The sequence below is a fragment of the Massilia sp. IC2-477 genome, from assembly GCF_020707265.1.
Taxonomy (GTDB): Bacteria; Pseudomonadota; Gammaproteobacteria; order Burkholderiales; family Burkholderiaceae_D; genus Telluria.
Genome location: NZ_JAJFEQ010000002.1, coordinates 146,654 through 168,493, shown reverse-complemented (window position 1 = coordinate 168,493; position 21,840 = coordinate 146,654). Strand labels below are relative to the sequence as shown.

Sequence of the window (21,840 nt, the reverse complement as noted above, 5' to 3'; positions counted from 1 at the left end):
TAGGGTATTCGTATGCATCGCAAAACTATCGACGTCTGGGTTGGCCTGTTTGTCCTGCTGGGCATGGCCTCGCTGCTGTTCCTGGCCCTGCAGGCAGGCAACATGAGCACGATTTCGTTCAGCAAGACCTACGCCGTGACCGGCAAGTTCGACAACATCGGCGGCCTCAAGCCGCAGGCACCGGTGAAGAGCGCCGGCGTGGTGGTCGGCCGCGTGGGGGAAATTACCTTCGACGACAAGACTTACCAGGCGCTCGTGCGCCTCGATATGGAGCCAGGCTATAAATTCCCCAAAGACAGTTCGCTCAAGATCTTGACTGCCGGCTTGTTGGGTGAGCAGTACATCGGCATCGAACCGGGCGGCGACACCAAGAACCTGGTGGATGGCGACCGCATCGCCCGTACCCAGTCGGCGACGGTGCTGGAAGACTTGATTAATCAATTTATCTATAGCAAGGCCGCTGAAGGAAAGGAAGGTAGTGAATGAAACACATGCCATATCCCCGTGTACACGGCCTGGCGGCACTCGCCGCCGCGCTGCTGCTGACCGGCTGCGCCACCACCAATCCGCAGGATCCGCTGGAAGGCTATAACCGTACCGTGTTCCGCTTCAACGATGCGGTCGACCGTACCGTGCTGAAGCCGACCGCCACCGCCTACAAGAACGTGACGCCGAGCTTCGTGCAAACTGGTGTAGGCAACTTCTTCGGCAACCTGTCCGATGCCTGGAGCGCGGTCAACAACCTGCTGCAAGGCAAGGGCCAGGCCGGCATGGGCGACGTCACCCGTGTCGCCGTCAACTCGACCTTCGGCATCTTCGGCCTGCTCGACATCGCCTCGGAAGCCGGCATCCCGAAGCATAACGAGGATTTCGGCCAGACCCTGGGTACCTGGGGCGTCCCGAGCGGTCCCTTCTTGATGTTGCCGATCCTGGGCCCATCTACGGTGCGTGACACCGCGGCGCTGCCGGCCGACATCGGCGGCGACATCTGGAAGTACAAGGAACCGGCCAACTGGCGCAACATCGGCGCCGGCGTGCGCGTCGTCGACAAGCGCGCCCAGCTGCTGGATGCCTCGGGCCTGCTGGAGGACGCCGCGCTGGACCGCTACGAGTTCATCCGCGACGGCTACATGCAGCGCCGCCAGAGCCAGGTCTACGACGGCAATGTGCCGCGCCAAGCGGATGAGGCCGATGCACCGGCCGATGCGGCCACCAGCAACGCCGAACCCGCGGCAGACCCGGCCGGCAAAGCGTCCGCCGACAAGCCGGCCGGTTCACAAACGGTTACACAACCGGTGTCATCCGAGAAGCCTTAAGAAGAGTTAACCGGGGATATGCCGCGCCGGCAATAGTACGGCGCAGCCCCACCGACAAAGGAAAACGACACATGAAACCAGTCATTCAACTGATCGCAGCCGCTACCGCCACCATCGCCTTTGCCACCTCGGCCATCGCCGCGGAAGCCCCTGACGCGCTGGTCAAGCGCATCAGCGCCGACGTCATCGACACCGTGAAGGCCGACAAGGACATCCAGGCCGGCAACCGCAACAAGATCATGGATCTCGTGAACTCCAAGATCCTGCCGCACGTCGATACCGAAAAGATGACCCAGCAGGCAGCCGGCCGCTTCTGGCGCCAGGCCACTCCGGAGCAGCAGAAGGCCCTGACCAAGGAATTCACCACCCTGCTGGTCTACACCTACTCGGGCGCGCTGTCGACCATCAAGAACGAAACCGTCGAGTTCAAGCCGATGCGTGCTGAAGCCGGCGCCACCGACGTCGAGGTGCGTTCGCAGGTGAACGTCGCCCGCGGCGAGCCGATCACCCTGAACTACCGCCTGGCCAATGGCCCGCAGGGCTGGAAGATCTACGACATCAACGTGCTGGGCGCCTGGCTGGTCGAGACCTACAAGGGCACCTTCGCCAGCCAGATCGGCAAGAGCGGCATCGATGGCCTGATCAAGAGCCTGGCCGAGCGTAACGCCCAGCTGGCATCCAAGCCGCTGAAGGCCCCGAAATAATGGCCGAAGCCAATACGATGCTCTCGCTCGATGCCTTGACCTTCCAGAGCGCCAGCGGCGCGCTGGAGCAGGGCATTGCTGCGATCGCCGCCGGCGAAACCGTGTTCGACCTCGGCGGCGTCAGCGCCGCCGACTCGTCCGGCGTGGCGGTACTGCTGGCCTGGCAGCGCCGTGCGCGCGCCGCCGGCCAGCGCCTCAGTTTTATCAACGTTCCCGAGAACGTGCAAAAGCTGGCCGCGCTGTACGGCGTGGACGGCCTGCTGTCGCAATCCTGATGCTGTTCCCCCGGCCGGACCATATCGGTCCGGCCGCGCGTCTCTCTCACGCGCTGGTTTTTTTCCGCCAGCCTCTTGCATTCTTGATTTCACCTATAATGGGCCGTTTCACCCGCACGGCCTGGCGCGCCCGCGCCATCCCTTCCGAACAAGAATGACAGCGATCCAGATTAACAGCGTCGAGAAAAGCTACAAGGGCTTCAAGGCCCTGAAGGGCGTTTCCCTGACCATCGAGGAAGGCGAGTTCTTCGGCCTTCTCGGCCCCAACGGCGCCGGCAAGACCACCCTGATCTCCACCGTGGCCGGCCTGATCCGCCCGGACGTCGGCAACATCACCATCCATGGCCACGACGTGGTCACCGACTTCCGCGAAGCGCGCAAGCGCCTTGGCGTGGTGCCGCAGGAACTGGTGTTCGATCCCTTCTTCACCGTGCGCGAAACCCTGCGCCTGCAGTCGGGCTACTTCGGGATCAGGAACAACGACGCCTGGATCGACGAGGTGATGCACAACCTCGATCTCACCAACAAGGCCGACGTCAACATGCGCGCCCTGTCGGGCGGCATGAAGCGGCGCGTGCTGGTGGCCCAGGCGCTGGTGCACAAGCCGCCGGTGATCGTGCTGGACGAGCCGACCGCCGGCGTCGACGTCGAACTGCGCCAGACCCTGTGGAAGTTCATCTCGCGCCTGAACCGCGAAGGCCACACCGTGGTGCTGACCACCCACTACCTGGAAGAAGCCCAGGCCATGTGCCAGCGCGTCGCCATGCTGAAGCTCGGCGAGGTGGTGGCGCTGGATACCATGTCGGCCCTGCTGCGCCGCGTGTCAGGCTCGCAGCTGGTGGTGAACCTGAAGAGCGGCGACCTGCCCGAAGGCCTGCGCCACCTGGTCTCGCACGATGAGCACGTGAACGGCAACCGCTATACCCTGCGCGTGAACGACGTCAACGAGGTCGAGCCGATCCTGGCCAGCCTGCGCGTGCACGGCGCCGTGATCGACGAGATGCAGCTGGAGCAGGCCGACCTGGAAGACATCTTCCTGCAGGTCGTGGGCGACAAACAACCGGGAGGCCCGCAATGAACCTGTTCTCCGTGGGTTTCCGCACCCTGTTCTACAAGGAGTCGCTGCGCTTCTGGAAGGTGGCAACCCAGACCATCGCGGCGCCGGTCGTCACCGCCATGCTCTACCTGCTGATCTTCGGCCACGTGCTGGACGGCCGGGTCGAGATGCTGGAAGGCGTCAGCTATACCTCCTTCCTGATTCCCGGCCTGGTGATGATGAGCGTGCTGCAGAACGCCTTCGCCAACTCGTCGTCGTCGCTGATCCAGTCCAAGATCACCGGCAACCTGGTGTTCATCCTGCTGCCGCCGCTATCGCATGCCGAAATCCTGTCGGCCTACATCGCCGCGTCGATCCTGCGCGGGCTGGCGGTCGGCTTCGGCGTGTTCGTGATCACCGCCTGGTTTGCCCACCTGAGCTTCGTGGCGCCGCTGTGGATCGTGGTGTTCGCCTTCCTGGGCGCGGCCATTCTCGGCACCATGGGCGTCATCGCCGGCATCTGGGCCGAGAAGTTCGACCAGCTGGCCGCTTTCCAGAACTTCCTGATCATGCCGGCCACCTTCCTGGCCGGGGTGTTCTATTCCATCCAAAAACTGCCGCCGTTCTGGCTCGCGGTCTCGCATTTCAACCCGTTCTTTTATATGATTGACGGGTTCCGCTATGGGTTCTTCGGCAAGTCCGACGTCTCGCCCTGGACCAGCCTGGCCATCGTGTCGGTGTTCCTGGTGGTGCTGGCGGCCATCGCGGTCAATATGCTCAAGCGCGGCTACAAGCTACGCCACTAAAGAATTCACTGGAGTCCCTCGTGTCGACAACCCCCGAACTGATCCACGGCTACATCAGCGCCGGCCTCGAATGCACCCACCTCGAGGTGGAAGGCGACGGCCAGCATTTCACCGCCGTCATCGTCTCGCCAGCCTTCGCCGGCAAGCGCCCGATCCAGCGCCACCAGCTGGTGTACGCCGCGCTCGGCGACCGCATGCGCGAGGAAATCCACGCGCTGTCGATGAAAACCCTCACCCCTGACGAGTACCAAGGTTAATCTATGGATAAGCTCCAGATTGTCGGCGGCAAGCGCCTGAACGGCGAGATCCCGGTTTCCGGCGCCAAGAACGCGGCCCTGCCCATCCTGTGCGCCGGCCTGTTGACCGGCGGCGACCTCGAACTGTCGAACGTGCCGCGCCTGCACGACGTGCGCACCATCCTCAAGCTGCTCGAGCAGACCGGCCTCAAGGTGACTCAGGACGACGAACGCGTCACCCTGAACGGTTCGAACATCACCTCGCTCGAAGCGCCCTATGAGCTGGTGAAGACCATGCGCGCCTCGATCCTGGTACTGGGACCGCTGCTGGCCCGCTTCGGCCAGGCCAAGGTGTCGCTGCCGGGCGGCTGCGCAATCGGCTCGCGTCCCGTCGACCAGCACATCAAGGGCCTGCGCCAGATGGGCGCCGAGATCACGATCGAAGGTGGCTACATCTATGCCAAGACCAACGGCAAGCTGAAGGGCGCGCGCATCCATACCGACATGATCACCGTGACCGGCACCGAGAACCTGCTGATGGCGGCGACGCTGGCGGAAGGCGAGACCGTGCTGGAAAACGCCGCGCGCGAGCCGGAAGTGACCGACCTGGCCAACCTCTTGGCGTCGATGGGCGCGAAGATCGAGGGCATCGGCACCGACCGCCTGGTGATCCAGGGCGTGGAGTCGCTGCACGGCGCCAGCCACGCAGTGATCTCGGACCGTATCGAAGCGGCGACTTTCCTGTGCGCCGTGGCGGCCACCGGCGGCGACATCGTGCTGCGCAACACCCGCACCGACATCTTCGACGTGGCGCTCGACAAGCTGCGCGAGATCGGCCTGCAGCTCGACGTCGGCACGGACACCATCCGCGCCCGCATGGACGGCCGCCCGCACCCGGTGTCCTTCCGCACCACGGAATACCCGGGCTTCCCGACCGACATGCAGGCCCAGTTCATGGCCGTGAACATCCTGGCCGACGGCCCGAGCCGCGTCACCGAGACCATTTTTGAAAACCGCTTCATGCACGTGCAGGAGATGAACCGCCTGGGCGCCCAGATCTCGACCGAGGGCAATACCGCCTTCATCAAGGGTGTGGACCGCCTGGTCGGCGCGCCGGTGATGGCGACCGACCTGCGCGCCTCGGCCTCGCTGGTCATCGCCGGCATGGCGGCCGAAGGCACGACCCTGGTCGACCGCATCTACCACCTCGACCGCGGCTACGACCGCATGGAAGTGAAACTTTCGGCCGTCGGTGCCGACATCGTGCGCATCAAGTAATGACTATTCCCAGTACATCCGGAGAGCCGGGCCTGATCCTGGCCCTCTCCAAGGGCCGCATTTTCGAGGACACCCTGCCGCTGCTCGCGGCGGCAGGCATCACCGTCACCGAGAATCCGGAAACCTCCCGCAAGCTGATCCTGCCGACCAACGACCCGGGCGTGCGCGTGCTGATCGTGCGCGCCAGCGACGTGCCGACCTATGTCCAGCACGGCGCGGCCGACTTCGGCGTGGCCGGCAAGGACGTGCTGCTCGAGCATGGCGGCGAAGGCCTGTACCAGCCGATCGACCTGCGCATCGCCTGCTGCCGCATGTCGGTGGCGGTGAATGCCGGCTTCGACTACGAGAACGCGGTGCGCCAGGGTGCGCGCCTGCGCGTGGCGACCAAGTTCGTCAACACCGCGCGCGAGCACTTCGCCAGCAAGGGCGTGCACGTCGACCTGATCAAGCTGTACGGCTCGATGGAACTGGCGCCCCTGGTCGGGCTGTCCGACGCCATCGTCGACGTGGTCTCGACCGGCGGCACCCTGCGCGCCAACAACCTGGTCGAAGTCGAAAAGATCATGGACATTTCCTCGCGCCTGGTGGTCAACCAGGCCGCGCTCAAGCTCAAGCGCGAGCGCCTGCAACCGATCCTCGACGCCTTCCAGCAGGCGTCGCTAGCAAAAGGCTGAAGCACATCATGGCAGTACAGATCCGCAAGCTCGATTCCACCGCACCGGATTTCAAACCGACCCTCGACGCCCTGCTGGCGTTCGAAGCGGAGACCGACGACGCCATCGAATCGAGCGTCGCGAAGATCCTGGCGGACGTGAAGCATCGCGGTGATGCTGCCGTGCTCGAATACACGAACCGTTTTGATCGCATCCCGAACGGCGGCGCCAGCTCGATGGCGGCCTTCGACGTGAAACAGGAAGAACTGGACGCCGCATTGGCCTCGATCCCGGACGCCCAGCGCACTGCGTTGCGCACCGCGGCCGAGCGCATCCGCGTCTTCCACGAACGCCAGAAGCAGGAACTGAACGGTTTTACTTTTACCGAGCCTGACGGCACCGTGCTGGGCCAGCGCGTGACGCCGCTCGACCGCGTCGGCATCTACGTCCCGGGCGGCAAGGCGACCTATCCGTCCTCCGTCTTGATGAACGCGATTCCCGCCAAGGTGGCCGGCGTGCAGGAAATCGTGATGGTAGTGCCGACTCCCGATGGCGTGAAGAACCAGATGGTGCTGGCCGCCGCCGCCATCGCCGGCGTGACCCGCGTGATCACCATCGGCGGCGCCCAGGCCGTCGGCGCGCTGGCCTACGGCACCGAGACCATCCCGCCCGTCGACAAGATCGTCGGCCCGGGCAACGCCTATGTGGCCGCGGCCAAGCGCCGCGTGTTCGGCGTGGTCGGCATCGACATGATCGCCGGCCCGTCCGAGATCCTGGTGCTGTGCGACGGCACGACCAATCCGGACTGGGTGGCGATGGACCTGTTCTCGCAGGCCGAACACGACGAGCTGGCCCAGGCCATCCTGCTGTGCCCCGATGCCGACTACATCGCGCGCGTGGAACAGAGCATCCACAAGCTGCTGCCCACCATGCCGCGCGCCGCGACGATCACGACTTCGCTCAGCGACCGCGGCGCCCTGGTGAAGGTGCGCGACATGGAAGAGGCTTGCGAGATCGCCAACGCCATCGCGGCCGAGCACCTGGAAATCTCGGCCGAGGACCCGCTGAAGTGGGCGGACAGGATTCGCCACGCCGGCGCCATGTTCCTGGGCCGCTTCTCGTCCGAATCGCTGGGCGACTACTGCTGCGGCCCGAACCACGTGCTGCCGACCTCGCGCACCGCGCGCTTCTCGTCGCCGCTGGGCGTCTATGATTTCCAGAAGCGCTCGTCCGTGATCCAGGTGAGCGAGCAGGGCGCCCAGACGCTCGGCAAGGTGGCGGCCGAACTGGCCTACGGCGAAGGCCTGCAGGCGCACGCCCGCAGCGCAGAGCTTCGTATCAAATCATGAGTACCTGGGTCGACCAGGTGTTCTGCGAGGATGCGCTGACGGGTTTGGCGCGCATCCCGGACGCTTCCATCGACCTGATCCTCACCGACCCGCCCTACAACCTGGGCAAGGACTACGGCAACGCGTCCGACCAGCAGAGCGTCGAGGCCTACCTTGCCTGGACCGAGGAGTGGATCGACGCCGTGCTGCCCAAGCTCAAGCCCAACGGCAGCCTGTACATCTTCCTCACCTGGCGCTTCGCGCCCGAGATCTTCGTCATGCTCAAGAAGCGCATGACGATGATGAACGAGATCATCTGGGACCGCCGCGTGCCCTCGATGGGCGGCAGCGTGCGCAGCTTCTCGTCGGTGCACGACACCATCGGTTTTTTCGTGAACCGCAAGGATTACTTCTTCGACCTCGACGCCGTGCGCATCCCGTATGACGCCGAAACGAAAAAGGCGCGTTCGCGCTCGATCTTCATCGGCGCCAAGTGGTTAGAGGTGGGCTACAACCCGAAGGACGTGTGGAGCGTCTCGCGCCTGCACCGCGAACATCCGGAACGGGCCGACCATCCGACCCAGAAGCCGCTCGAGATCATCGAGCGCATGGTGAAAGCCTCCTGCCCGCCGGGCGGCATCGTGCTCGACCCCTTCATGGGCAGCGGCACCACGGCCATCGCCGCGCGCCAGGCCGGGCGCCACTTCACCGGCTTCGAACTGAACCCCGCCTACTGCGACATCATCCGCGAGCGCCTGGCCGCGCCCGAGGTCCCGGTGGCCGGAAAAAAACGCAAGGCCGCCGCAAAGAGCAGCCCCCTGAACGAGGAAACCGCATGAGCATGATCGACACGCTGATCGACAACACCATCCGCGAAGACGTCCGCAACATCGCCAGCTATTTCGTGCCGGATGCGAGCGGCTACATCAAGCTCGACGCGATGGAAAACCCCTACCAATTACCAAGCGAACTGCGCGCCGAACTGGGCCAGCGCCTGGCTGATGCCGCGCTGAACCGCTACCCGGTCGCGTCCTACGCCACCCTCAAGGGGAAGATCTGCAAAGGCCTTGGCGTTCCCGCCGGCTATGACGTGCTGCTCGGCAACGGCTCGGACGAGCTCATCTCGATCATGGCGACCGCCATCGCACGCCAGGATGGCAAGCGCGCCGTGGTGATGGCGCCGACCCCGGCCTTCGTGATGTTCGCGCGCTCGGCCCAGTTCGCGGGCGCCGACTTCGTCGGCGTGCCGGTGAAATCCGACTTCTCGCTCGACCTGCCCGCCATGCTGGCCGCGATTCAAACGCACCAGCCCTCGCTGGTGTTCCTGGCCTATCCGAACAACCCGACCGGCAACCTGTTCGATGAGAACGACATGACGGCCATCATCCGTGCCCTGGGCGAGACCGGCATCGCGGTGGTGGACGAGGCCTACCAGCCCTTCGCCAAGAAGAGCTTCATGGGCCGCCTGCCGGAATTCCCGAACCTGGTCGTGATGCGCACCCTGTCCAAGCTGGGCCTGGCCGGCATCCGCCTCGGCTACCTGTCGGGCGACCCCAAACTGCTGGAGCAGTTCGAGAAGGTGCGTCCGCCCTACAACGTCAACGTGCTGACCCAGGTGGCGGCCGAGTTCGCACTCGACCACCTCGACGTGCTCGACCGCCAGGCAGAGCTGCTCAATGCCGAGCGGTCGCGCCTGGCGACCGAACTGGCGGCGCTGCCGGGAGTCGAAGTGTTTCCATCGGCTGCGAATTTCATCGCGCTGCGCGTACCGGATGCCGACAAGGCGTGTGCCGATCTGCGCGACGGAAAGGTGCTGATCAAGAATTTGGGTAAAATGGACAAGATGCTGGCCAACTGCATCCGCGTCACGGTCAGTACTCCAGAAGAAAACACCGCATTCCTGAATGCCCTGAAAGCGTCCCTATAAATAGCTGCGGCCGCATCTCCCTCTCCCGGGAGAGGCCGCACCGACGAGTACCAGCAATGACCCGCACCGCCGACATCACGCGCAACACCAACGAGACGCAGATCCGCGTCTCGATCAACCTCGACGGCACCGGCCGCCAGAAGCTCAATACCGGCGTGCCCTTCCTCGACCACATGCTCGACCAGATCGCGCGTCACGGCATGATCGACCTCGAAGTCGAAGCCGTCGGCGACTTGCACATCGACGCCCACCATACGGTCGAGGACACCGGCATCACCCTCGGCATGGCGGTGGCCAAGGCGGTGGGCGACAAGAAGGGCATGGTGCGCTACGGACACTCCTACGTGCCGCTGGACGAAGCGCTGTCGCGCGTGGTCATCGATTTCTCGGGCCGTCCCGGCCTGGAGATGCATATCCCATGGACGCGCGCCATGATCGGTACTTTCGATGTCGACCTGACGGGCGAATTCTTCCGCGGCTTCGTGAACCACGCCGGCGTGACCCTGCACATCGACAACCTGCGCGGCGTGAACGCCCACCACCAGTGCGAAACCGTGTTCAAGGCCTTTGGCCGCGCCCTGCGCATGGCGACCGCGCTGGACGAGCGCGCCGCCGGCATCATCCCTTCGACCAAAGGCAGCCTGTAAGCAGACCATGACGAACAAGATTGTGGTGGTCGATGGCCTGGGGAACCTGCGCTCGGTGGCGCAGGCGCTGCGCGCTGCCGCGCCCGAGGCCGACATCCTGGTGTCGAACCGGGCCGAAGACATCGATGCGGCCGACCGCATCGTGCTGCCGGGACAGGGCGCCATGCGCGACTGCATGCGCAGCCTGCGCGAATCCGGCGCCGAAGACGCCCTGCTGCGCGCCGTGAAGACGCGCCCGGTGATGGGCGTGTGCGTCGGCGAGCAGATGCTGTTCGACGCGAGCGAAGAGAACGAGGGCACGCCGGGCCTGGGCCTGTTGCCGGGCCGCGTCGTGCGCTTCCAGCTGGATGGAAAACTGCAGAGCGACGGCTCGCGCTTCAAGGTGCCGCAGATGGGCTGGAACCGCGTACGCCAGACCCGTGCCCATCCGCTGTGGGATGGCGTCGAGGACGGCGCGTATTTCTACTTCGTGCACAGCTACTACGCCGCGCCCGAAAACCGTGACGACACCATCGGCGAAGCCGACTACGGCGGCATGTACACCTGCGCCGTCGCCCGCGACAACCTGGTCGCCACCCAGTTCCACCCCGAGAAGAGCGCCGCCGCCGGGCTGCGCCTGTACCGCAATTTCATCCACTGGAACCCGTGAGTTTTACTTTTAACCCGCCGTCAACCAACCGACAACGACCATGCTGCTGATCCCTGCCATCGACCTGAAAGACGGTCACTGCGTTCGCCTGAAACAGGGCGACATGGACCTCGCCACCGTGTTTTCCGAAGACCCCGCCGAAATGGCGCTGCACTGGCTGAAGAAGGGCGCGCGCCGGCTGCACCTGGTCGACCTGAACGGCGCGTTCGCGGGCAAGCCGAAGAACGAGGAAGCGATCAAGTCGATCCTGAAAACCGTGCAGGACTACGCCGAAGAGATGGGCATCGACGAGATCCCGGTCCAGCTGGGCGGCGGCATCCGCGACCTCGACACCATCGAGCGCTACCTGGATGACGGCATCACCTACATCATCGTCGGCACCGCCGCCGTGAAGAACCCGGGCTTCCTGCACGACGCCTGCGGCGCCTTCCCGGGCGCGATCATCGTCGGCCTGGACGCCAAGGACGGCAAGGTCGCGACCGACGGCTGGAGCAAGATGTCGGGCCACGAAGTCATCGACCTGGCCAAGAAGTTCGAAGGCTACGGCGTCGAGTCGATCGTCTACACCGACATCGGCCGCGACGGCATGATGGCCGGCGTGAACATCGAAGCGACCGTCAAGCTGGCGCAAGCCGTGAAAATCCCGGTCATCGCCTCGGGCGGCGTGCACAACCTGGCCGACGTCGAAGCGCTGTGCGCCGTGCAGGACGAAGGCATCGAGGGCGTCATCTGCGGCCGTTCGATCTACGAAGGCACGCTCGACCTGACCTCGGCGCAGGAACGTGCGGATGAACTCACTGAGGGAGCGCAAGCGTAAAGGCAAGGGTGGTCACGGCCACCAGCCCTAAGACCGTCGTCCCGGGACTAGGCGTCCCCCTTGGCCGGGACCCAAGTTCTGCGTGCGGTTCGACTGCTCAAGCAAATTGGATCCCGGCCTTCGCCGGGATGACGTGCATAAGCCAACGCTAGAATTCTATGCTCGCAAAACGCATCATCCCCTGCCTCGACGTCACCGGCGGCCGTGTGGTCAAGGGCGTCAACTTCACCGAGCTGCGCGATGCCGGCGACCCGGTGGAAATCGCGCGCCGCTATGACGGACAAGGCGCCGACGAGATCACCTTCCTCGACATCACCGCTTCCAGCGACGGCCGCGACCTGATCCTGCCAATCATCGAAGCCGTGGCGTCCACCGTGTTCATTCCGCTCACCGTCGGTGGCGGCGTGCGCAAGGTCGAGGACGTGCGGCGCCTGCTCAATGCCGGCGCCGACAAGGTGTCCATGAACACCTCGGCCGTCACCAACCCGCAGCTGGTGTTCGACGCCTCCCAGAAGCACGGTTCGCAGTGCATCGTGGTGGCGATCGACGCCAAGCAGGTCGCACCCGGAAAATGGGAAGTCTTCACCCATGGCGGGCGCAATGCCACCGGCCTGGATGCCGTCGAATGGGCGCAGAACATGGAACGCCTGGGCGCCGGCGAGCTGCTGCTCACCTCGATGGACCGCGACGGCACCAAGTCCGGCTTCGACCTGGGCCTCACCCGCGCCGTATCCGACGCGGTCGGCATCCCCGTGATCGCTTCCGGCGGCGTGGGCGGCTTGCAGGACCTGGCCGACGGCATCCTCGAGGGCCACGCCGACGCGGTGCTGGCCGCCAGCATCTTCCATTACGGACAGCACACGGTCGGTGAGGCCAAGCGCTTCATGCGCGAACGCGGCATCCCGATGCGCCTGGAGTGAACATGCCGACCAGTGCAAAGTGGCTGAACAAGGTGCGCTGGGACGAACACGGCCTGGTGCCGGTGATCGCCCAGGAAGCGTCGAGCGGCGACATCCTGATGTTCGCCTGGATGAACCGCGAAGCGCTGGCGAAGACGGTGGAGCTGGGCGAAGCCGTCTACTGGAGCCGTTCGCGCAAGAAGCTGTGGCACAAGGGCGAAGAGTCCGGCCATACCCAGAAGGTGCTGGAGATCCGCCTCGACTGCGACGAAGACGTCGTGCTGCTCAAGATCGAGCAGAAGGGCGGGATCGCCTGCCACACCGGGCGCCACTCCTGCTTCTTCCAAAAGCTCGACGGCGAGGACTGGCAGGCGGTGGAACCCGTGCTGCAAGACCCCGACACCATCTACTCTTCCAACAAGAAACACCCATGAGCGAAATCCTGGCCCGCGTCGCGGCCGTGATCGAGTCGCGCAAGCCCGAACAGGGCGGCGACCCTGCAACTTCCTACGTCGCCAAGCTGTTCAGCAAGGGCGACGATGCGATCCTGAAGAAGATCGGCGAGGAAGCCACCGAAACCGTGATGGCCGCCAAGGACGCGCGCGTCTCGGGCGACGCTTCCAAGGTGCTCTATGAGACGGCCGACCTGTGGTTCCACACCATGGTGCTGCTGTCCCAATTCGGCCTCAGCCCGCAGCAGGTGATCGACGAACTGGCGCGGCGCGAGGGCCTGTCGGGGATCGCCGAGAAGGCATCGCGCAAAGAGTAAGTGCCCACTCATGCTTGCGGTGTGGGCGGACGGTGTCATAATCGGGCTGTCGCCGTCATACCGATGTCATGCGGCGCCGGTAGCATGCACGGGCTTTCGAATCACAAGGCTGTAAGGGAACATCCGGAGACAAGATGGACAACTGCATTTTTTGCAAGATCGTCGTGAAGCAGATCCCGGCCAGCGTCGTCTACGAAGACGATGACGTGCTGGCCTTCAAGGACATCAACCCGGCTGCCCCGGTGCACCTCCTGGTGATCCCGAAGCAGCACGTGGACACGCTTTCGGACTGCGGCATGGAGCACGCCGCGGTGCTGGGCAAGATGCTGGCGCTGGCGCCCAAGCTGGCGCAAGAGCACGGTGTTGCAGTGGAGTCCGATGGCAATGGCGGCCGCAGCGGTGGCTTCAAGACCCTGATCAACAGCGGACCGGACGGCGGGCAGGAGGTCTATCACCTGCATCTGCACGTGTACGGCGGCAAGCGCCCGTGGCGCGGTCTCGGCACCTGATGCGTTACCGGGGCTGCCCTTAACTTTTAATCGGGGCAAGATGCCCCGCATGGCGTATACTGAAACGTACGCTTTCCCGATATACAGGCGCGCAGCGCCTCGCTAGGAGATAAACATGGGTTCGATGAGTATTTGGCACTGGGTGATTGTCCTGGTCGTCGTGATGCTGATTTTTGGCACCAAGAAAATCAGCAATATCGGTGGCGACCTCGGTAAAGCCGTCAAGGGTTTCAAGGATGGCGTGAAGGGCGAGGAAGACAAGGCGCATCCGAACGCCTCGAGCACCCAGCCACCGCAGCAAGTTGCCGACAAGTCCACCATCGACGTGGAAGCCCGCGACAAAACCCGTCAATAATATCCGGGCATGATCGATCTCGGACTGTCGAAACTGGCGATCATCGGCGTTGTCGCGCTGATCGTGATCGGCCCTGAAAAGCTGCCGAAGGTGGCGCGCATGGCAGGCACCCTGTACGGGCGCGCCCAGCGCTACCTGCACGACGTCAAGTCCGAGGTCAGCCGCGAAATCGAGCTCGACGAACTGCGCAACCTGCACAAGGAAGTGCACGAGAGCGCAGCTTCGTTCAAGGCCGATGTCGAGCAGTCCATGTCCAGCCACGTCGACGAGGTCGAGGCGCTGTGGGACGGCAGGGAACACGCGTCTTCTTCCACCACGTCGTCGACCCATTCCTACGTCAGCACCACCGACATCGAGCGCAAGGCGCGCGACTTCCGCCGCAAGAAACTGGTGCGCACCTCCGCCGTCCCGAGCTGGTACAAGCATCGCCACGGCGGCAAGACCCATGTGCTGTCGGGCGCCGCGCGCGTGCGCAAGTTTCGCCCCGGCTCCAGCAAATCAAAGAGTTCGTTTTTCTAAATGACCGAAGAAGCCGCAGGCGAAGAAACCTTCATTTCCCACCTCGTCGAACTGCGTGACCGCCTGGTCAAGGCGTCGATCGGGATCGCCATTGCCTGCGCAGCCCTGTTCATCTGGCCAGGACCCGCGCAGGTCTACGACCTGTTGGCCGCGCCGATGATCGCTTCGCTGCCGCCCGGCGCCAAGATGATCGCCACCGGCGTCGTCTCGCCCTTCCTGGTGCCGATGAAAGTCACGCTGCTGCTGGCCTTCATCCTGTCGCTGCCCTGGGTGTTCTACCAGCTGTGGGCCTTCGTCGCGCCCGGCCTGTATGCGCACGAGAAGCGCCTGGTGCTGCCGCTGGTGATCTCGTCATCGCTGCTGTTCATTGGCGGCGTGGCCTTCTGCTACTTCTTCGTGTTCGGGCGTGTGTTCCACTTCATCGGCGAATTTGCCCCGGCCTCGATCGCGGTCACGCCGGACATCGAGAACTACCTCGACTTCGTCATGTCGATGTGCCTGGCCTTCGGCGCGACGTTTGAAGTGCCGGTGGTGGTGGTGATCCTGGTGCGCATGGGGATCGTCAGCATCGAGAAGCTGCGCGAAGTGCGCTCCTATGTGATCGTCGGCGCCTTCGTCATTGCCGCCATCGTCACGCCGCCGGACGTGGTCAGCCAGCTAGCGCTGGCCATTCCGATGTGCCTGCTCTACGAACTGGGATTGATCGTTGCGCCGATGTTCGCGCGCATGACCCGGGCGCCGGAAGAAACGGCCTGAGATGCCGGCCCGCGCCCATGCTGAAGGCATGAACGGCGCGCGCCGGCTACTGCACTCCTTCCAGGCGCTGGACCGCACGGCCCAATGCTATCTGGTCTTCAGCCTGCCGCTCGCCTTCGCGGTCCTGCTGATGCTTGCCGCTCCCGGCCAGGAAACGGCGCGCGAGCTGTGCTCCACCATTGCGACGGCGGGCTTCGCCGCCGGCTTCGCCCTGTGGCTGCAACCCGTCGTGCTCGGCTTTCTGCAACGGCGGCCCGGCAAGCTCGCGCTGGCCGTCATCCACGCCTTTCTCCTGCTGGTGTCGCTGGCGATCGCACGCCACGTCGTCGCGGCCGCAACCGGCCTGCCGCCCCAGGATTTCGACCTGACCGTGGGCTTCGTGGCCCTGGCCTGCTACCTGCCCGCCATGGCGCTCGCCGCCACCGTCGCGACCGGCATCGCCGCGCTCGTGTTCCAGCTCCTGTTCTTCGCCCGCAGCCTGCTGCGCAAGCCGCTGCGCGCCGTGGCCATGGCCGCCGGCCACATGACCGGCGCGCTCGCCCTCGTCAGCCTGGCCTCGCAGCTGCTGCAGGAGGCGGAACGCCAGCATCACCACCTGTATCCCACCGTGCGCTGGATCGCCTACTACAGTGACTACCAGGCGATGCCGCGCTATCCCGGCATTGCGCCCGGTGCGCGCGTGCGGCTGCACGAGAACGGCGTCGTCTCCACCGCGACCAGGCAGGGCGGCAGCGTGAGCATCGCGGTCGGCCGCGCCGACTGAACGCCTGAGCTGCTGTCGCCTGTTCACAACGTCACAGCGCGTCCGGTCGCGTCATGCTATGCCGCCGGGATCGTTTGGCGCTTCCTCGACATCATTGCTGGAAGTAAAGTAACAATCATGTGAAGATTGCATCGCTGTACTAGTTGGGATGTGCAGCATCCGCATACATACTGGATCAATCACATGTCGACGCCACTGTTCTCATCCTCCCAGTCCTTCGCCATTTTCTTCAAGCTCGGCAGGGCGCTGCTGGCCTGCGCCGCCTGCGTCGTTTCCCTGTCCGCCGCCCCCGCGCCCGGCGATCCCTTGCCGGTCGATCCGCAACTCCGGATGGGCAAGCTGGCCAACGGCCTGAGCTACTACATCCAGAAAAACGCGACGCCGGCGCAACGCGTCGAGCTGCGCCTGGTCCTGAATGCCGGTTCGATCCTGGAGGACGACGACCAGCGCGGCGCCGCCCACTTCGTCGAACACCTGGCCTTCAACGGCAGCACCCATTTCAGGAAGCAGGAACTGAAGGCCTACCTGCAGTCGATCGGGATGCGTGCCGGCGCCGACCTGAACGCCTTCACCGGCTTCGATTCGACCTACTACATATTGCCGCTTCCAACCGACAAGCCGGAGAACCTCGGCAAAGGGCTGCTGATCCTGGAAGACTGGGCGCATGGCGTGACCATGACCGACGAGGCCATCGAAGACGAGCGCAAGATCATTCTCGAGGAAAAGCGGCTGCGCTACGGCTACGTCAATCGGACCCGCGATGCGACCCTGCCGACGCTGGCCAACGGTTCCCGGTACAAAGATCGCCTGGCGATCGGCACCGAGGAATCGATCGCCACCAACCGTCCAGAGGCGCTGCGGCGCTTCTACCGCGACTGGTACCGGCCCGACCTGATGGCGGTGATCGTGGTCGGCGACATCGACCCGGACGCGACCGAGCGGATGGTGCGCCAGCGCTTCGGCCAGTTGAAGATGCCCGCGTCGCCGCGTCCGCGTCCGCAGTTCCCCTTGCCGCCGCTCGGCGAACCCAATGCGCTGGTCTACGCCGACCGGGAGGCTCCGGGCAGTAATCTGCAGCTTGTCTACGCCACCTACCGGCGCGCGCCGTCGGCCACCGCCGGGGAATACCGCGACGGGCTGGTGCGCCGCCTGTTCGCGCAACTGATGGGCGCGCGCATGGCGCGCCAGCCCGTGCAGAACGGCTTCGCCGGCGAGATGCCGATGCCCTTCGGGGCCAACCAGCGCATGTATGCCGCCACCGCCGCGATCGGCCCGGCGGGGGTGCACCAGGCCATCGATGTCCTGGTGGGCGAAAACCAGCGCGTGCGGCAGTTCGGCTTTTCCGAGTCCGAGCTCGACCTGGCCAAGCGCAGCTTCATGGCCAGGTACGAACACCAGTACCTGGCGCGCGACACGCGCAGCTCCAGGGCCGTGGTGGAGGACTACCAGCGCCACTTCCTGGCCGGCGAACCCCTGCTCGGCATCGAACAGGAGATCGGATACGTCCGCACCTGGGTGCCCGGCGTGACGCTGGATGAAGTCAATGCCTACGCCAGGACGATCATCCCGGCAGAAGGTCCGCGTATGCTGCTCTACACCACCGGCACGGCCCAGCCGGCGCCGACCGGCGCGCAACTGCTCGCCACGGTGCAAACGGCCCTGACGGCCACCAGGCGGATGAGCGTGGACAAGGCCGTGCCCACCCAGCTGGCGGTAAAGAAACCCGAGCCCGGCGCCATCGTCGCGCAAGTCGAGGACAAGGAGCTCGGCGTCACCCGCCTGGTGCTGTCGAACGGCGTGAAGGTGGTGCTCAAGCCGACGCCGTTCAGCAAGGACAGCGTGCAGATGTCGGCTGCCCGCCCGGGGGGACAAATGCTGTTTGCCGACGCCGACAGGCATGCGCTGCGCTTCGCCGGCGCACTGAACAGCGTCATGGGCGCCGGTCCGCACAGCCAGTCCGACCTGCGCCGCATCCTCGCCGGGAAGAACCTCAGCTTCAACACTGGCATGAGCGGCTATGCCGATCATGTGCACGGAGGCGTCAACGGCGCCGACCTGGAGACGCTGCTGCAGCTGAACTATCTGGCGATGACGGCGCCGCGCCGCGACAAGGCGACATTCCGCAGCTTCGTGAATACCAATGCGGAGCTGGCGCTGACCCGGGCGAGCATGCCCGAGGCGCGCTTTGGCGATGCGCGCAACCAGGCCGTGTACGGCGGCCACCCGCGCGTCGAACTGCGGGCCCGTCCCGAAGACTATCGCGGCCTGGACATGGACCGCACGCTCGACCTGTTCCGTTCGCGCATGGACAGTGCCAAGGGCATGACCTTCTTCTTCGTCGGCGACTTCGAGGTCGACACCATCAAGCCCTTGCTGGCGACCTGGGTCGCCACCTTGCCGGTGGGCGAGCTGCCGCTGCAGTACCGCGACCCGGGCATCCGCCAGGTGGCGGGCGTGACCAGGCGCGAATTCCGTGCCGGCACCGAACAGAAGAGCGTGGTGTCCTTCGATTTCGGCGGCGACGTCGCGTACTCGAAAGACGAATCGATGGCCTTCCTGGCGATGATCGATGTCCTGAACATCCGTATCAAAGCCGCCTTGCGCGACCGCCACCAGTTGATCTACGCCGGCGAGGCGGTCGGCAAGTACGGGCGGATTCCGCGTCCGTCCTACTCGGTCTCGATCGGCCTGCCGACCGCGCCGCAGAACGTCGAGAAGCTGGAATCCACCCTGTGGGCCGAGATCGCGGAGCTGCAGGACAATGGGCCGGCGCCTGCCGACCTGGACAAGGCCAAACAGGCGATGCTGCAGACCTATCGCAAATCGGTCAAGGAAAACAGCTACTGGAGGCAGCGCCTGGAAAGTGCGGAGCTGGAGGGAGACGATCCGCGCGACATCCTGACCGTGGAACGGCGCCTCGACGCGGTGACTCCGGCGCAGGTCCAGGCGGCGGCCAGACGCTTCCTCGACAGGGAACGCTACGTGGAGATGGTGCTCAAGCCCGAAGCCTGATCGTCAAGAGAACAAGCGGCCAAAAAAAAGCCGGGACACGTGTCCCGGCATTTTTTTGCGCTGGTGCTTGGCTTACTGATTCATCAGTTCAGCAATCATCTTCACCGGCGCATTGCCATAGCTGAGGAACTGGTCGTGGAATTCCTTCAGGTTGAAGCGATCGCCCAGCTGCTGGCGGCGGCGCTCGCGCAGCTCCATGATCTGCTCGTAGCCGCTGTAGTAGCTGGTCAGCTGCACCGAAGTGAGCTGCACGCGGCGCCACTTCTCGTCGGCTTCCTGGCGGGTCTGGAAGGCCTGGCGCGTCAGCAGGTCGATGGCACCCGCCTGGCCCATGCCGAGCACGTGGACGCTGTAGTCGAGGATGGTGTTGGTGACGCTGCGCAGGTTCCACTTCGAGTACATCAGCCACATCTCGGGCGCGTTGTCGCCGTAACCGTTCTCCAGCATCATGCGTTCGCCGTAGACGGCCCAGCCCTCGACCATGGCGCCGTTCCCGAACAGCGACTTCACCAGCGAGGGCGAACGGTTCGCGTACACCAGCTGCGCGTAGTGGCCAGGGATCGCTTCGTGGATGTTCAGGATCTGCAGGATCCACTCGTTGTACTCGCGCAGGCTGCTCTCGGCCTGTTCCGGGCTCAGGCCGTCCAGCGGGGTGACGTTGTAATAAGTCTTGTCCTTCGGGCGGTAGGGGCCGGGCGCGTCGATGCTGGCGCCGGCCACGCCGCGCTGGTACATCGGGGTCTCGCGCACCTCGAGCGGCTTGTCGGCGTCCAGCGTGAGCAGATTCTTCTCGGTGACGAATTTGTGCAGCGCCGGAATCTGGCGGCGGATCTCGGGCAGGAAGTTCTCGCGCGCGACGTGGCGCTCGGAGAGCTTGTTGATCATCATGCCGATCTTCTGGAAGCGGTCGCGGGGCTTGTTCACGCCCGCCATGTAGCGCGGCCACAGCTCGTCCGAGATGCTGTCCATGCGGGCCAGCAGCTCTTCGCGCGTGGCCAGCGCCTTGCGGAAGGTCTGTTCGGCGCTGCTGGACGACTGGATCTCGAGCGCGAACTTCTGCTCGTACAGTGCCTTCCCGGCGCGGAAGGGGCGCGGCTTGCCTGCCCCATCCTGGGCGTTCTTTTCCAGCGCCGTTAGGTGGTCGACATAGGCCAGCACCGCGCTGCCCGCGTTGGCGATGCGCTGCGCGAAAATCGCCTTTTCCTGCTGGTTCAGGATCGATTCCTGGGCCGCCTTGCCGAGGTCGGCCAGCACTGCAATGGTGCCCGGCGCCTGCGCGATCGCGAGCTGGGTGTGCTCGCGGGTCGGGTTGACGATCGAAGCCTGGGCCGCCTCGTAGTAGGCCGGCACGTTGGCCAGGCGCTTGAGGATGGTGCGCAGGCGCTGCGGCTTGGCCGCGTACTCGGTGCTGAGGATCAGGTCGAGCGGCTGGGCGATGTTGTACAGCGAGGGATTCCACTCGTACTCGCGCCAGGTCGTCAGGTTCCAGCGGTCCTTTTCCAGCTTGTTCACCAGCAGGGCCAGGTCGGTGCGCTGGCGCGGCGACAGCTGGCGGGTGTCGAGCTTGTTGAACTTGTCGAGCCATTCGTTGGCGAAGGCGAGCTTCTTCGCACGCGTCGCGGCGTCGGGGATGGTCAGGTTGGCGGCCTGGTCGAACTTGCCGACGTAGATGCCGCCTTCCGGATCGACGCGCCACAGCGCGGTCAGGTACTGCATGCTCATCGAATCGAAGCGGCGATCGAGGCGCTTCTCGTTCGCGTTAACGACAGGTGCGGCGGCGACCGGTGCTGCGGCCACTGCGGTGGCCGCGGCGGCAGCGGCGACCGCAGTCTTCTTGCCGGACTTCTTGACCGGCGCCTTTGCCTTGTTCGTTTTCGATTTGACCACCTTGGCGGCTTTCGCCTTGCCCTTGGCGGGCTTGGTGGTCTTGGCGCTGGCGGGGGCCAGCGCGAAACTCGCCAGCAGCACGGCCAGCGCAATCTTCGTTTTCATCATCCTGTTCGAACCCTAGGGATTAAAAGGTCGGAGCCACGGAAGAGTAGCACCATTCAGGCCGCTTGCGGGGCGCTGAAACATTCCGACACTTAGTGTTTGCTTAATCGACGGCGCCGGAGCGGATCATCTGCTGGTGGATGGCATTGATCGTTTCGACAGCCTGGCGCCCGCGCGCGATGTGGTGCAGGACGATCTCGCTCTCTTTGGTAAAGCGGTGCCCGATGCGCACGGTGTAGGAGCGCGTCGCCCAGCTGACGAAACCGTTGACGTAGGTGGCGTCATCCATGTCGCGCCACTTCACCCCTTGCACGCCCTTCGCCCACGGCAGCACGCCCGACACGACCCAGACGCCGACGTCGTCGTAGTACAGCTGCACGCTGCGCACCTGAAGAAACTGGTAGCCGACGACCAGGGCCGAAGCACCCAGCACACCGGCGGCCGCCATCTCGTTCCAGTGGAAGGCCAGCGGCAGCGCGACGAAGAACAGCAGCACGGCCAGCGCAAGCACGCCGGCGTAGGCAAGCCAGGATTTGACACCGATGACACGGGCTTGCGCCGGCCTTGCCGCTTTGTCCAGTTCCATGTGTGTTA

At 64.8% G+C, this 21,840-nt stretch carries 26 protein-coding genes; 24 read left to right on the top strand and 2 right to left on the bottom strand.

Translation table 11 applies throughout. The annotated features are described in order from the left end of the window. Window positions 1–12: 12 nt before the first annotated feature. The 24 genes from mlaD to LK542_RS03995 all read left to right on the top strand — a co-directional run bounded on the left by mlaD (window position 13) and on the right by LK542_RS03995 (window position 19,254). The gene (gene mlaD, locus LK542_RS04110; protein WP_227801298.1) at window positions 13–486 is read left to right on the top strand and encodes an outer membrane lipid asymmetry maintenance protein MlaD; all 474 of its coding nucleotides are present in this window, start codon (window positions 13–15) and stop codon (window positions 484–486) included. After that, window positions 483–1,316 (top strand): VacJ family lipoprotein, encoded by an 834-nt coding sequence (locus LK542_RS04105; protein ID WP_227810921.1) that lies wholly within the window; start codon window positions 483–485, stop codon window positions 1,314–1,316. Before mlaD ends, LK542_RS04105 begins: the two co-directional genes overlap by 4 nt. Window positions 1,317–1,387: 71 nt before the next feature. Beyond that, window positions 1,388–2,020 carry a phospholipid-binding protein MlaC gene (locus LK542_RS04100; protein WP_227801296.1) on the top strand — a complete coding sequence of 211 codons (633 nt, stop codon included), beginning with the start codon at window positions 1,388–1,390 and terminating at the stop codon, window positions 2,018–2,020. Further along, window positions 2,020–2,295: a lipid asymmetry maintenance protein MlaB gene (locus tag LK542_RS04095; protein ID WP_227801295.1), complete on the top strand. Its 276-nt coding sequence runs from the start codon at window positions 2,020–2,022 to the stop codon at window positions 2,293–2,295. Before LK542_RS04100 ends, LK542_RS04095 begins: the two co-directional genes overlap by 1 nt. A 154-nt stretch (window positions 2,296–2,449) precedes the next feature. Beyond that, window positions 2,450–3,373 carry an ABC transporter ATP-binding protein gene (locus tag LK542_RS04090; RefSeq protein WP_227810920.1) on the top strand — a complete coding sequence of 308 codons (924 nt, stop codon included), beginning with the start codon at window positions 2,450–2,452 and terminating at the stop codon, window positions 3,371–3,373. After that, window positions 3,370–4,137: an ABC transporter permease gene (locus tag LK542_RS04085; protein ID WP_227810919.1), complete on the top strand. Its 768-nt coding sequence runs from the start codon at window positions 3,370–3,372 to the stop codon at window positions 4,135–4,137. Before LK542_RS04090 ends, LK542_RS04085 begins: the two co-directional genes overlap by 4 nt. 20 nt (window positions 4,138–4,157) lie before the next feature. Further along, on the top strand, window positions 4,158–4,394 hold the full coding sequence (locus LK542_RS04080) for a BolA/IbaG family iron-sulfur metabolism protein (RefSeq protein ID WP_227801292.1): 237 nt from the start codon (window positions 4,158–4,160) through the stop codon (window positions 4,392–4,394). Between the two features lie 3 nt (window positions 4,395–4,397). Beyond that, complete coding sequence (gene murA / locus LK542_RS04075) at window positions 4,398–5,651, top strand: UDP-N-acetylglucosamine 1-carboxyvinyltransferase (RefSeq protein ID WP_227801291.1); 1,254 nt, start codon at window positions 4,398–4,400, stop codon at window positions 5,649–5,651. Continuing rightward, a complete protein-coding gene (hisG, locus tag LK542_RS04070; RefSeq protein ID WP_227801290.1) occupies window positions 5,651–6,325 on the top strand; it encodes an ATP phosphoribosyltransferase in 675 nt (224 codons plus the stop codon). The genes murA and hisG overlap by 1 nt, the downstream gene beginning before the upstream one ends. An 8-nt stretch (window positions 6,326–6,333) precedes the next feature. Then, window positions 6,334–7,653, top strand: coding sequence for a histidinol dehydrogenase (hisD, locus tag LK542_RS04065; RefSeq protein WP_227810918.1), 1,320 nt, complete (start codon window positions 6,334–6,336; stop codon window positions 7,651–7,653). Further along, a complete protein-coding gene (locus tag LK542_RS04060) occupies window positions 7,650–8,471 on the top strand; it encodes a site-specific DNA-methyltransferase (protein ID WP_227810917.1) in 822 nt (273 codons plus the stop codon). Before hisD ends, LK542_RS04060 begins: the two co-directional genes overlap by 4 nt. Next, window positions 8,468–9,559 (top strand): histidinol-phosphate transaminase, encoded by a 1,092-nt coding sequence (gene hisC / locus LK542_RS04055; RefSeq protein WP_227810916.1) that lies wholly within the window; start codon window positions 8,468–8,470, stop codon window positions 9,557–9,559. Before LK542_RS04060 ends, hisC begins: the two co-directional genes overlap by 4 nt. Before the next feature lie 56 nt (window positions 9,560–9,615). After that, entirely contained in the window at window positions 9,616–10,206 is a 591-nt protein-coding gene (gene hisB / locus LK542_RS04050; RefSeq protein WP_227810915.1) for an imidazoleglycerol-phosphate dehydratase HisB, read from the top strand. Between the two features lie 7 nt (window positions 10,207–10,213). Continuing rightward, on the top strand, window positions 10,214–10,855 hold the full coding sequence (gene hisH, locus LK542_RS04045) for an imidazole glycerol phosphate synthase subunit HisH (RefSeq protein WP_227810914.1): 642 nt from the start codon (window positions 10,214–10,216) through the stop codon (window positions 10,853–10,855). Between the two features lie 40 nt (window positions 10,856–10,895). Then, on the top strand, window positions 10,896–11,672 hold the full coding sequence (gene hisA, locus LK542_RS04040; protein ID WP_227810913.1) for a 1-(5-phosphoribosyl)-5-[(5-phosphoribosylamino)methylideneamino]imidazole-4-carboxamide isomerase: 777 nt from the start codon (window positions 10,896–10,898) through the stop codon (window positions 11,670–11,672). Window positions 11,673–11,830: 158 nt separating this feature from the next. Beyond that, window positions 11,831–12,592, top strand: coding sequence for an imidazole glycerol phosphate synthase subunit HisF (gene hisF, locus LK542_RS04035; protein WP_227801283.1), 762 nt, complete (start codon window positions 11,831–11,833; stop codon window positions 12,590–12,592). A gap of 2 nt (window positions 12,593–12,594) precedes the next feature. Next, window positions 12,595–13,005, top strand: a complete 411-nt coding sequence (hisI, locus tag LK542_RS04030; RefSeq protein WP_227801282.1) for a phosphoribosyl-AMP cyclohydrolase — start codon at window positions 12,595–12,597, stop codon at window positions 13,003–13,005. Next, a complete protein-coding gene (locus tag LK542_RS04025) occupies window positions 13,002–13,340 on the top strand; it encodes a phosphoribosyl-ATP diphosphatase (protein WP_227810912.1) in 339 nt (112 codons plus the stop codon). Before hisI ends, LK542_RS04025 begins: the two co-directional genes overlap by 4 nt. A gap of 134 nt (window positions 13,341–13,474) precedes the next feature. Then, the gene (locus LK542_RS04020) at window positions 13,475–13,849 is read left to right on the top strand and encodes a histidine triad nucleotide-binding protein (protein WP_227810911.1); all 375 of its coding nucleotides are present in this window, start codon (window positions 13,475–13,477) and stop codon (window positions 13,847–13,849) included. Between the two features lie 115 nt (window positions 13,850–13,964). Next, window positions 13,965–14,204 carry a Sec-independent protein translocase subunit TatA gene (gene tatA / locus LK542_RS04015; protein ID WP_227801279.1) on the top strand — a complete coding sequence of 80 codons (240 nt, stop codon included), beginning with the start codon at window positions 13,965–13,967 and terminating at the stop codon, window positions 14,202–14,204. Window positions 14,205–14,213: 9 nt separating this feature from the next. After that, window positions 14,214–14,723, top strand: coding sequence for a Sec-independent protein translocase protein TatB (gene tatB / locus LK542_RS04010; RefSeq protein ID WP_227801278.1), 510 nt, complete (start codon window positions 14,214–14,216; stop codon window positions 14,721–14,723). Beyond that, the gene (gene tatC, locus LK542_RS04005; RefSeq protein WP_227810910.1) at window positions 14,724–15,479 is read left to right on the top strand and encodes a twin-arginine translocase subunit TatC; all 756 of its coding nucleotides are present in this window, start codon (window positions 14,724–14,726) and stop codon (window positions 15,477–15,479) included. It abuts the gene before it with no gap. A 130-nt stretch (window positions 15,480–15,609) separates the two neighbouring features. Continuing rightward, window positions 15,610–16,242 carry a hypothetical protein gene (locus LK542_RS04000; protein WP_227810909.1) on the top strand — a complete coding sequence of 211 codons (633 nt, stop codon included), beginning with the start codon at window positions 15,610–15,612 and terminating at the stop codon, window positions 16,240–16,242. A 183-nt stretch (window positions 16,243–16,425) separates the two neighbouring features. After that, window positions 16,426–19,254, top strand: a complete 2,829-nt coding sequence (locus LK542_RS03995) for a pitrilysin family protein (RefSeq protein WP_227810908.1) — start codon at window positions 16,426–16,428, stop codon at window positions 19,252–19,254. Window positions 19,255–19,326: 72 nt separating this feature from the next. Here the strand turns inward: LK542_RS03995 and LK542_RS03990 are convergent, their stop codons facing one another. Both LK542_RS03990 and LK542_RS03985 read right to left on the bottom strand, forming a co-directional pair. Further along, window positions 19,327–21,249: a DUF885 domain-containing protein gene (locus tag LK542_RS03990; RefSeq protein WP_227810907.1), complete on the bottom strand. Its 1,923-nt coding sequence runs from the start codon at window positions 21,247–21,249 to the stop codon at window positions 19,327–19,329. 100 nt (window positions 21,250–21,349) lie between these two features. Further along, the gene (locus LK542_RS03985) at window positions 21,350–21,832 is read right to left on the bottom strand and encodes a hypothetical protein (RefSeq protein WP_227810906.1); all 483 of its coding nucleotides are present in this window, start codon (window positions 21,830–21,832) and stop codon (window positions 21,350–21,352) included. Window positions 21,833–21,840: the final 8 nt, after the last annotated feature.

Coding starts and splice junctions, on each gene's coding strand:
- mlaD (WP_227801298.1), top strand. CDS start 13: ATGCATCGCAAAACTATCGACGTCTGGGTTGGCCTGTTTGTCCTGCTG.
- LK542_RS04105 (WP_227810921.1), top strand. CDS start 483: ATGAAACACATGCCATATCCCCGTGTACACGGCCTGGCGGCACTCGCC.
- LK542_RS04100 (WP_227801296.1), top strand. CDS start 1,388: ATGAAACCAGTCATTCAACTGATCGCAGCCGCTACCGCCACCATCGCC.
- LK542_RS04095 (WP_227801295.1), top strand. CDS start 2,020: ATGGCCGAAGCCAATACGATGCTCTCGCTCGATGCCTTGACCTTCCAG.
- LK542_RS04090 (WP_227810920.1), top strand. CDS start 2,450: ATGACAGCGATCCAGATTAACAGCGTCGAGAAAAGCTACAAGGGCTTC.
- LK542_RS04085 (WP_227810919.1), top strand. CDS start 3,370: ATGAACCTGTTCTCCGTGGGTTTCCGCACCCTGTTCTACAAGGAGTCG.
- murA (WP_227801291.1), top strand. CDS start 4,398: ATGGATAAGCTCCAGATTGTCGGCGGCAAGCGCCTGAACGGCGAGATC.
- hisG (WP_227801290.1), top strand. CDS start 5,651: ATGACTATTCCCAGTACATCCGGAGAGCCGGGCCTGATCCTGGCCCTC.
- hisD (WP_227810918.1), top strand. CDS start 6,334: ATGGCAGTACAGATCCGCAAGCTCGATTCCACCGCACCGGATTTCAAA.
- LK542_RS04060 (WP_227810917.1), top strand. CDS start 7,650: ATGAGTACCTGGGTCGACCAGGTGTTCTGCGAGGATGCGCTGACGGGT.
- hisC (WP_227810916.1), top strand. CDS start 8,468: ATGAGCATGATCGACACGCTGATCGACAACACCATCCGCGAAGACGTC.
- hisB (WP_227810915.1), top strand. CDS start 9,616: ATGACCCGCACCGCCGACATCACGCGCAACACCAACGAGACGCAGATC.
- hisH (WP_227810914.1), top strand. CDS start 10,214: ATGACGAACAAGATTGTGGTGGTCGATGGCCTGGGGAACCTGCGCTCG.
- hisA (WP_227810913.1), top strand. CDS start 10,896: ATGCTGCTGATCCCTGCCATCGACCTGAAAGACGGTCACTGCGTTCGC.
- hisF (WP_227801283.1), top strand. CDS start 11,831: ATGCTCGCAAAACGCATCATCCCCTGCCTCGACGTCACCGGCGGCCGT.
- hisI (WP_227801282.1), top strand. CDS start 12,595: ATGCCGACCAGTGCAAAGTGGCTGAACAAGGTGCGCTGGGACGAACAC.
- LK542_RS04025 (WP_227810912.1), top strand. CDS start 13,002: ATGAGCGAAATCCTGGCCCGCGTCGCGGCCGTGATCGAGTCGCGCAAG.
- LK542_RS04020 (WP_227810911.1), top strand. CDS start 13,475: ATGGACAACTGCATTTTTTGCAAGATCGTCGTGAAGCAGATCCCGGCC.
- tatA (WP_227801279.1), top strand. CDS start 13,965: ATGGGTTCGATGAGTATTTGGCACTGGGTGATTGTCCTGGTCGTCGTG.
- tatB (WP_227801278.1), top strand. CDS start 14,214: ATGATCGATCTCGGACTGTCGAAACTGGCGATCATCGGCGTTGTCGCG.
- tatC (WP_227810910.1), top strand. CDS start 14,724: ATGACCGAAGAAGCCGCAGGCGAAGAAACCTTCATTTCCCACCTCGTC.
- LK542_RS04000 (WP_227810909.1), top strand. CDS start 15,610: ATGCTTGCCGCTCCCGGCCAGGAAACGGCGCGCGAGCTGTGCTCCACC.
- LK542_RS03995 (WP_227810908.1), top strand. CDS start 16,426: ATGTCGACGCCACTGTTCTCATCCTCCCAGTCCTTCGCCATTTTCTTC.
- LK542_RS03990 (WP_227810907.1), bottom strand. CDS start 21,249: ATGATGAAAACGAAGATTGCGCTGGCCGTGCTGCTGGCGAGTTTCGCG.
- LK542_RS03985 (WP_227810906.1), bottom strand. CDS start 21,832: ATGGAACTGGACAAAGCGGCAAGGCCGGCGCAAGCCCGTGTCATCGGT.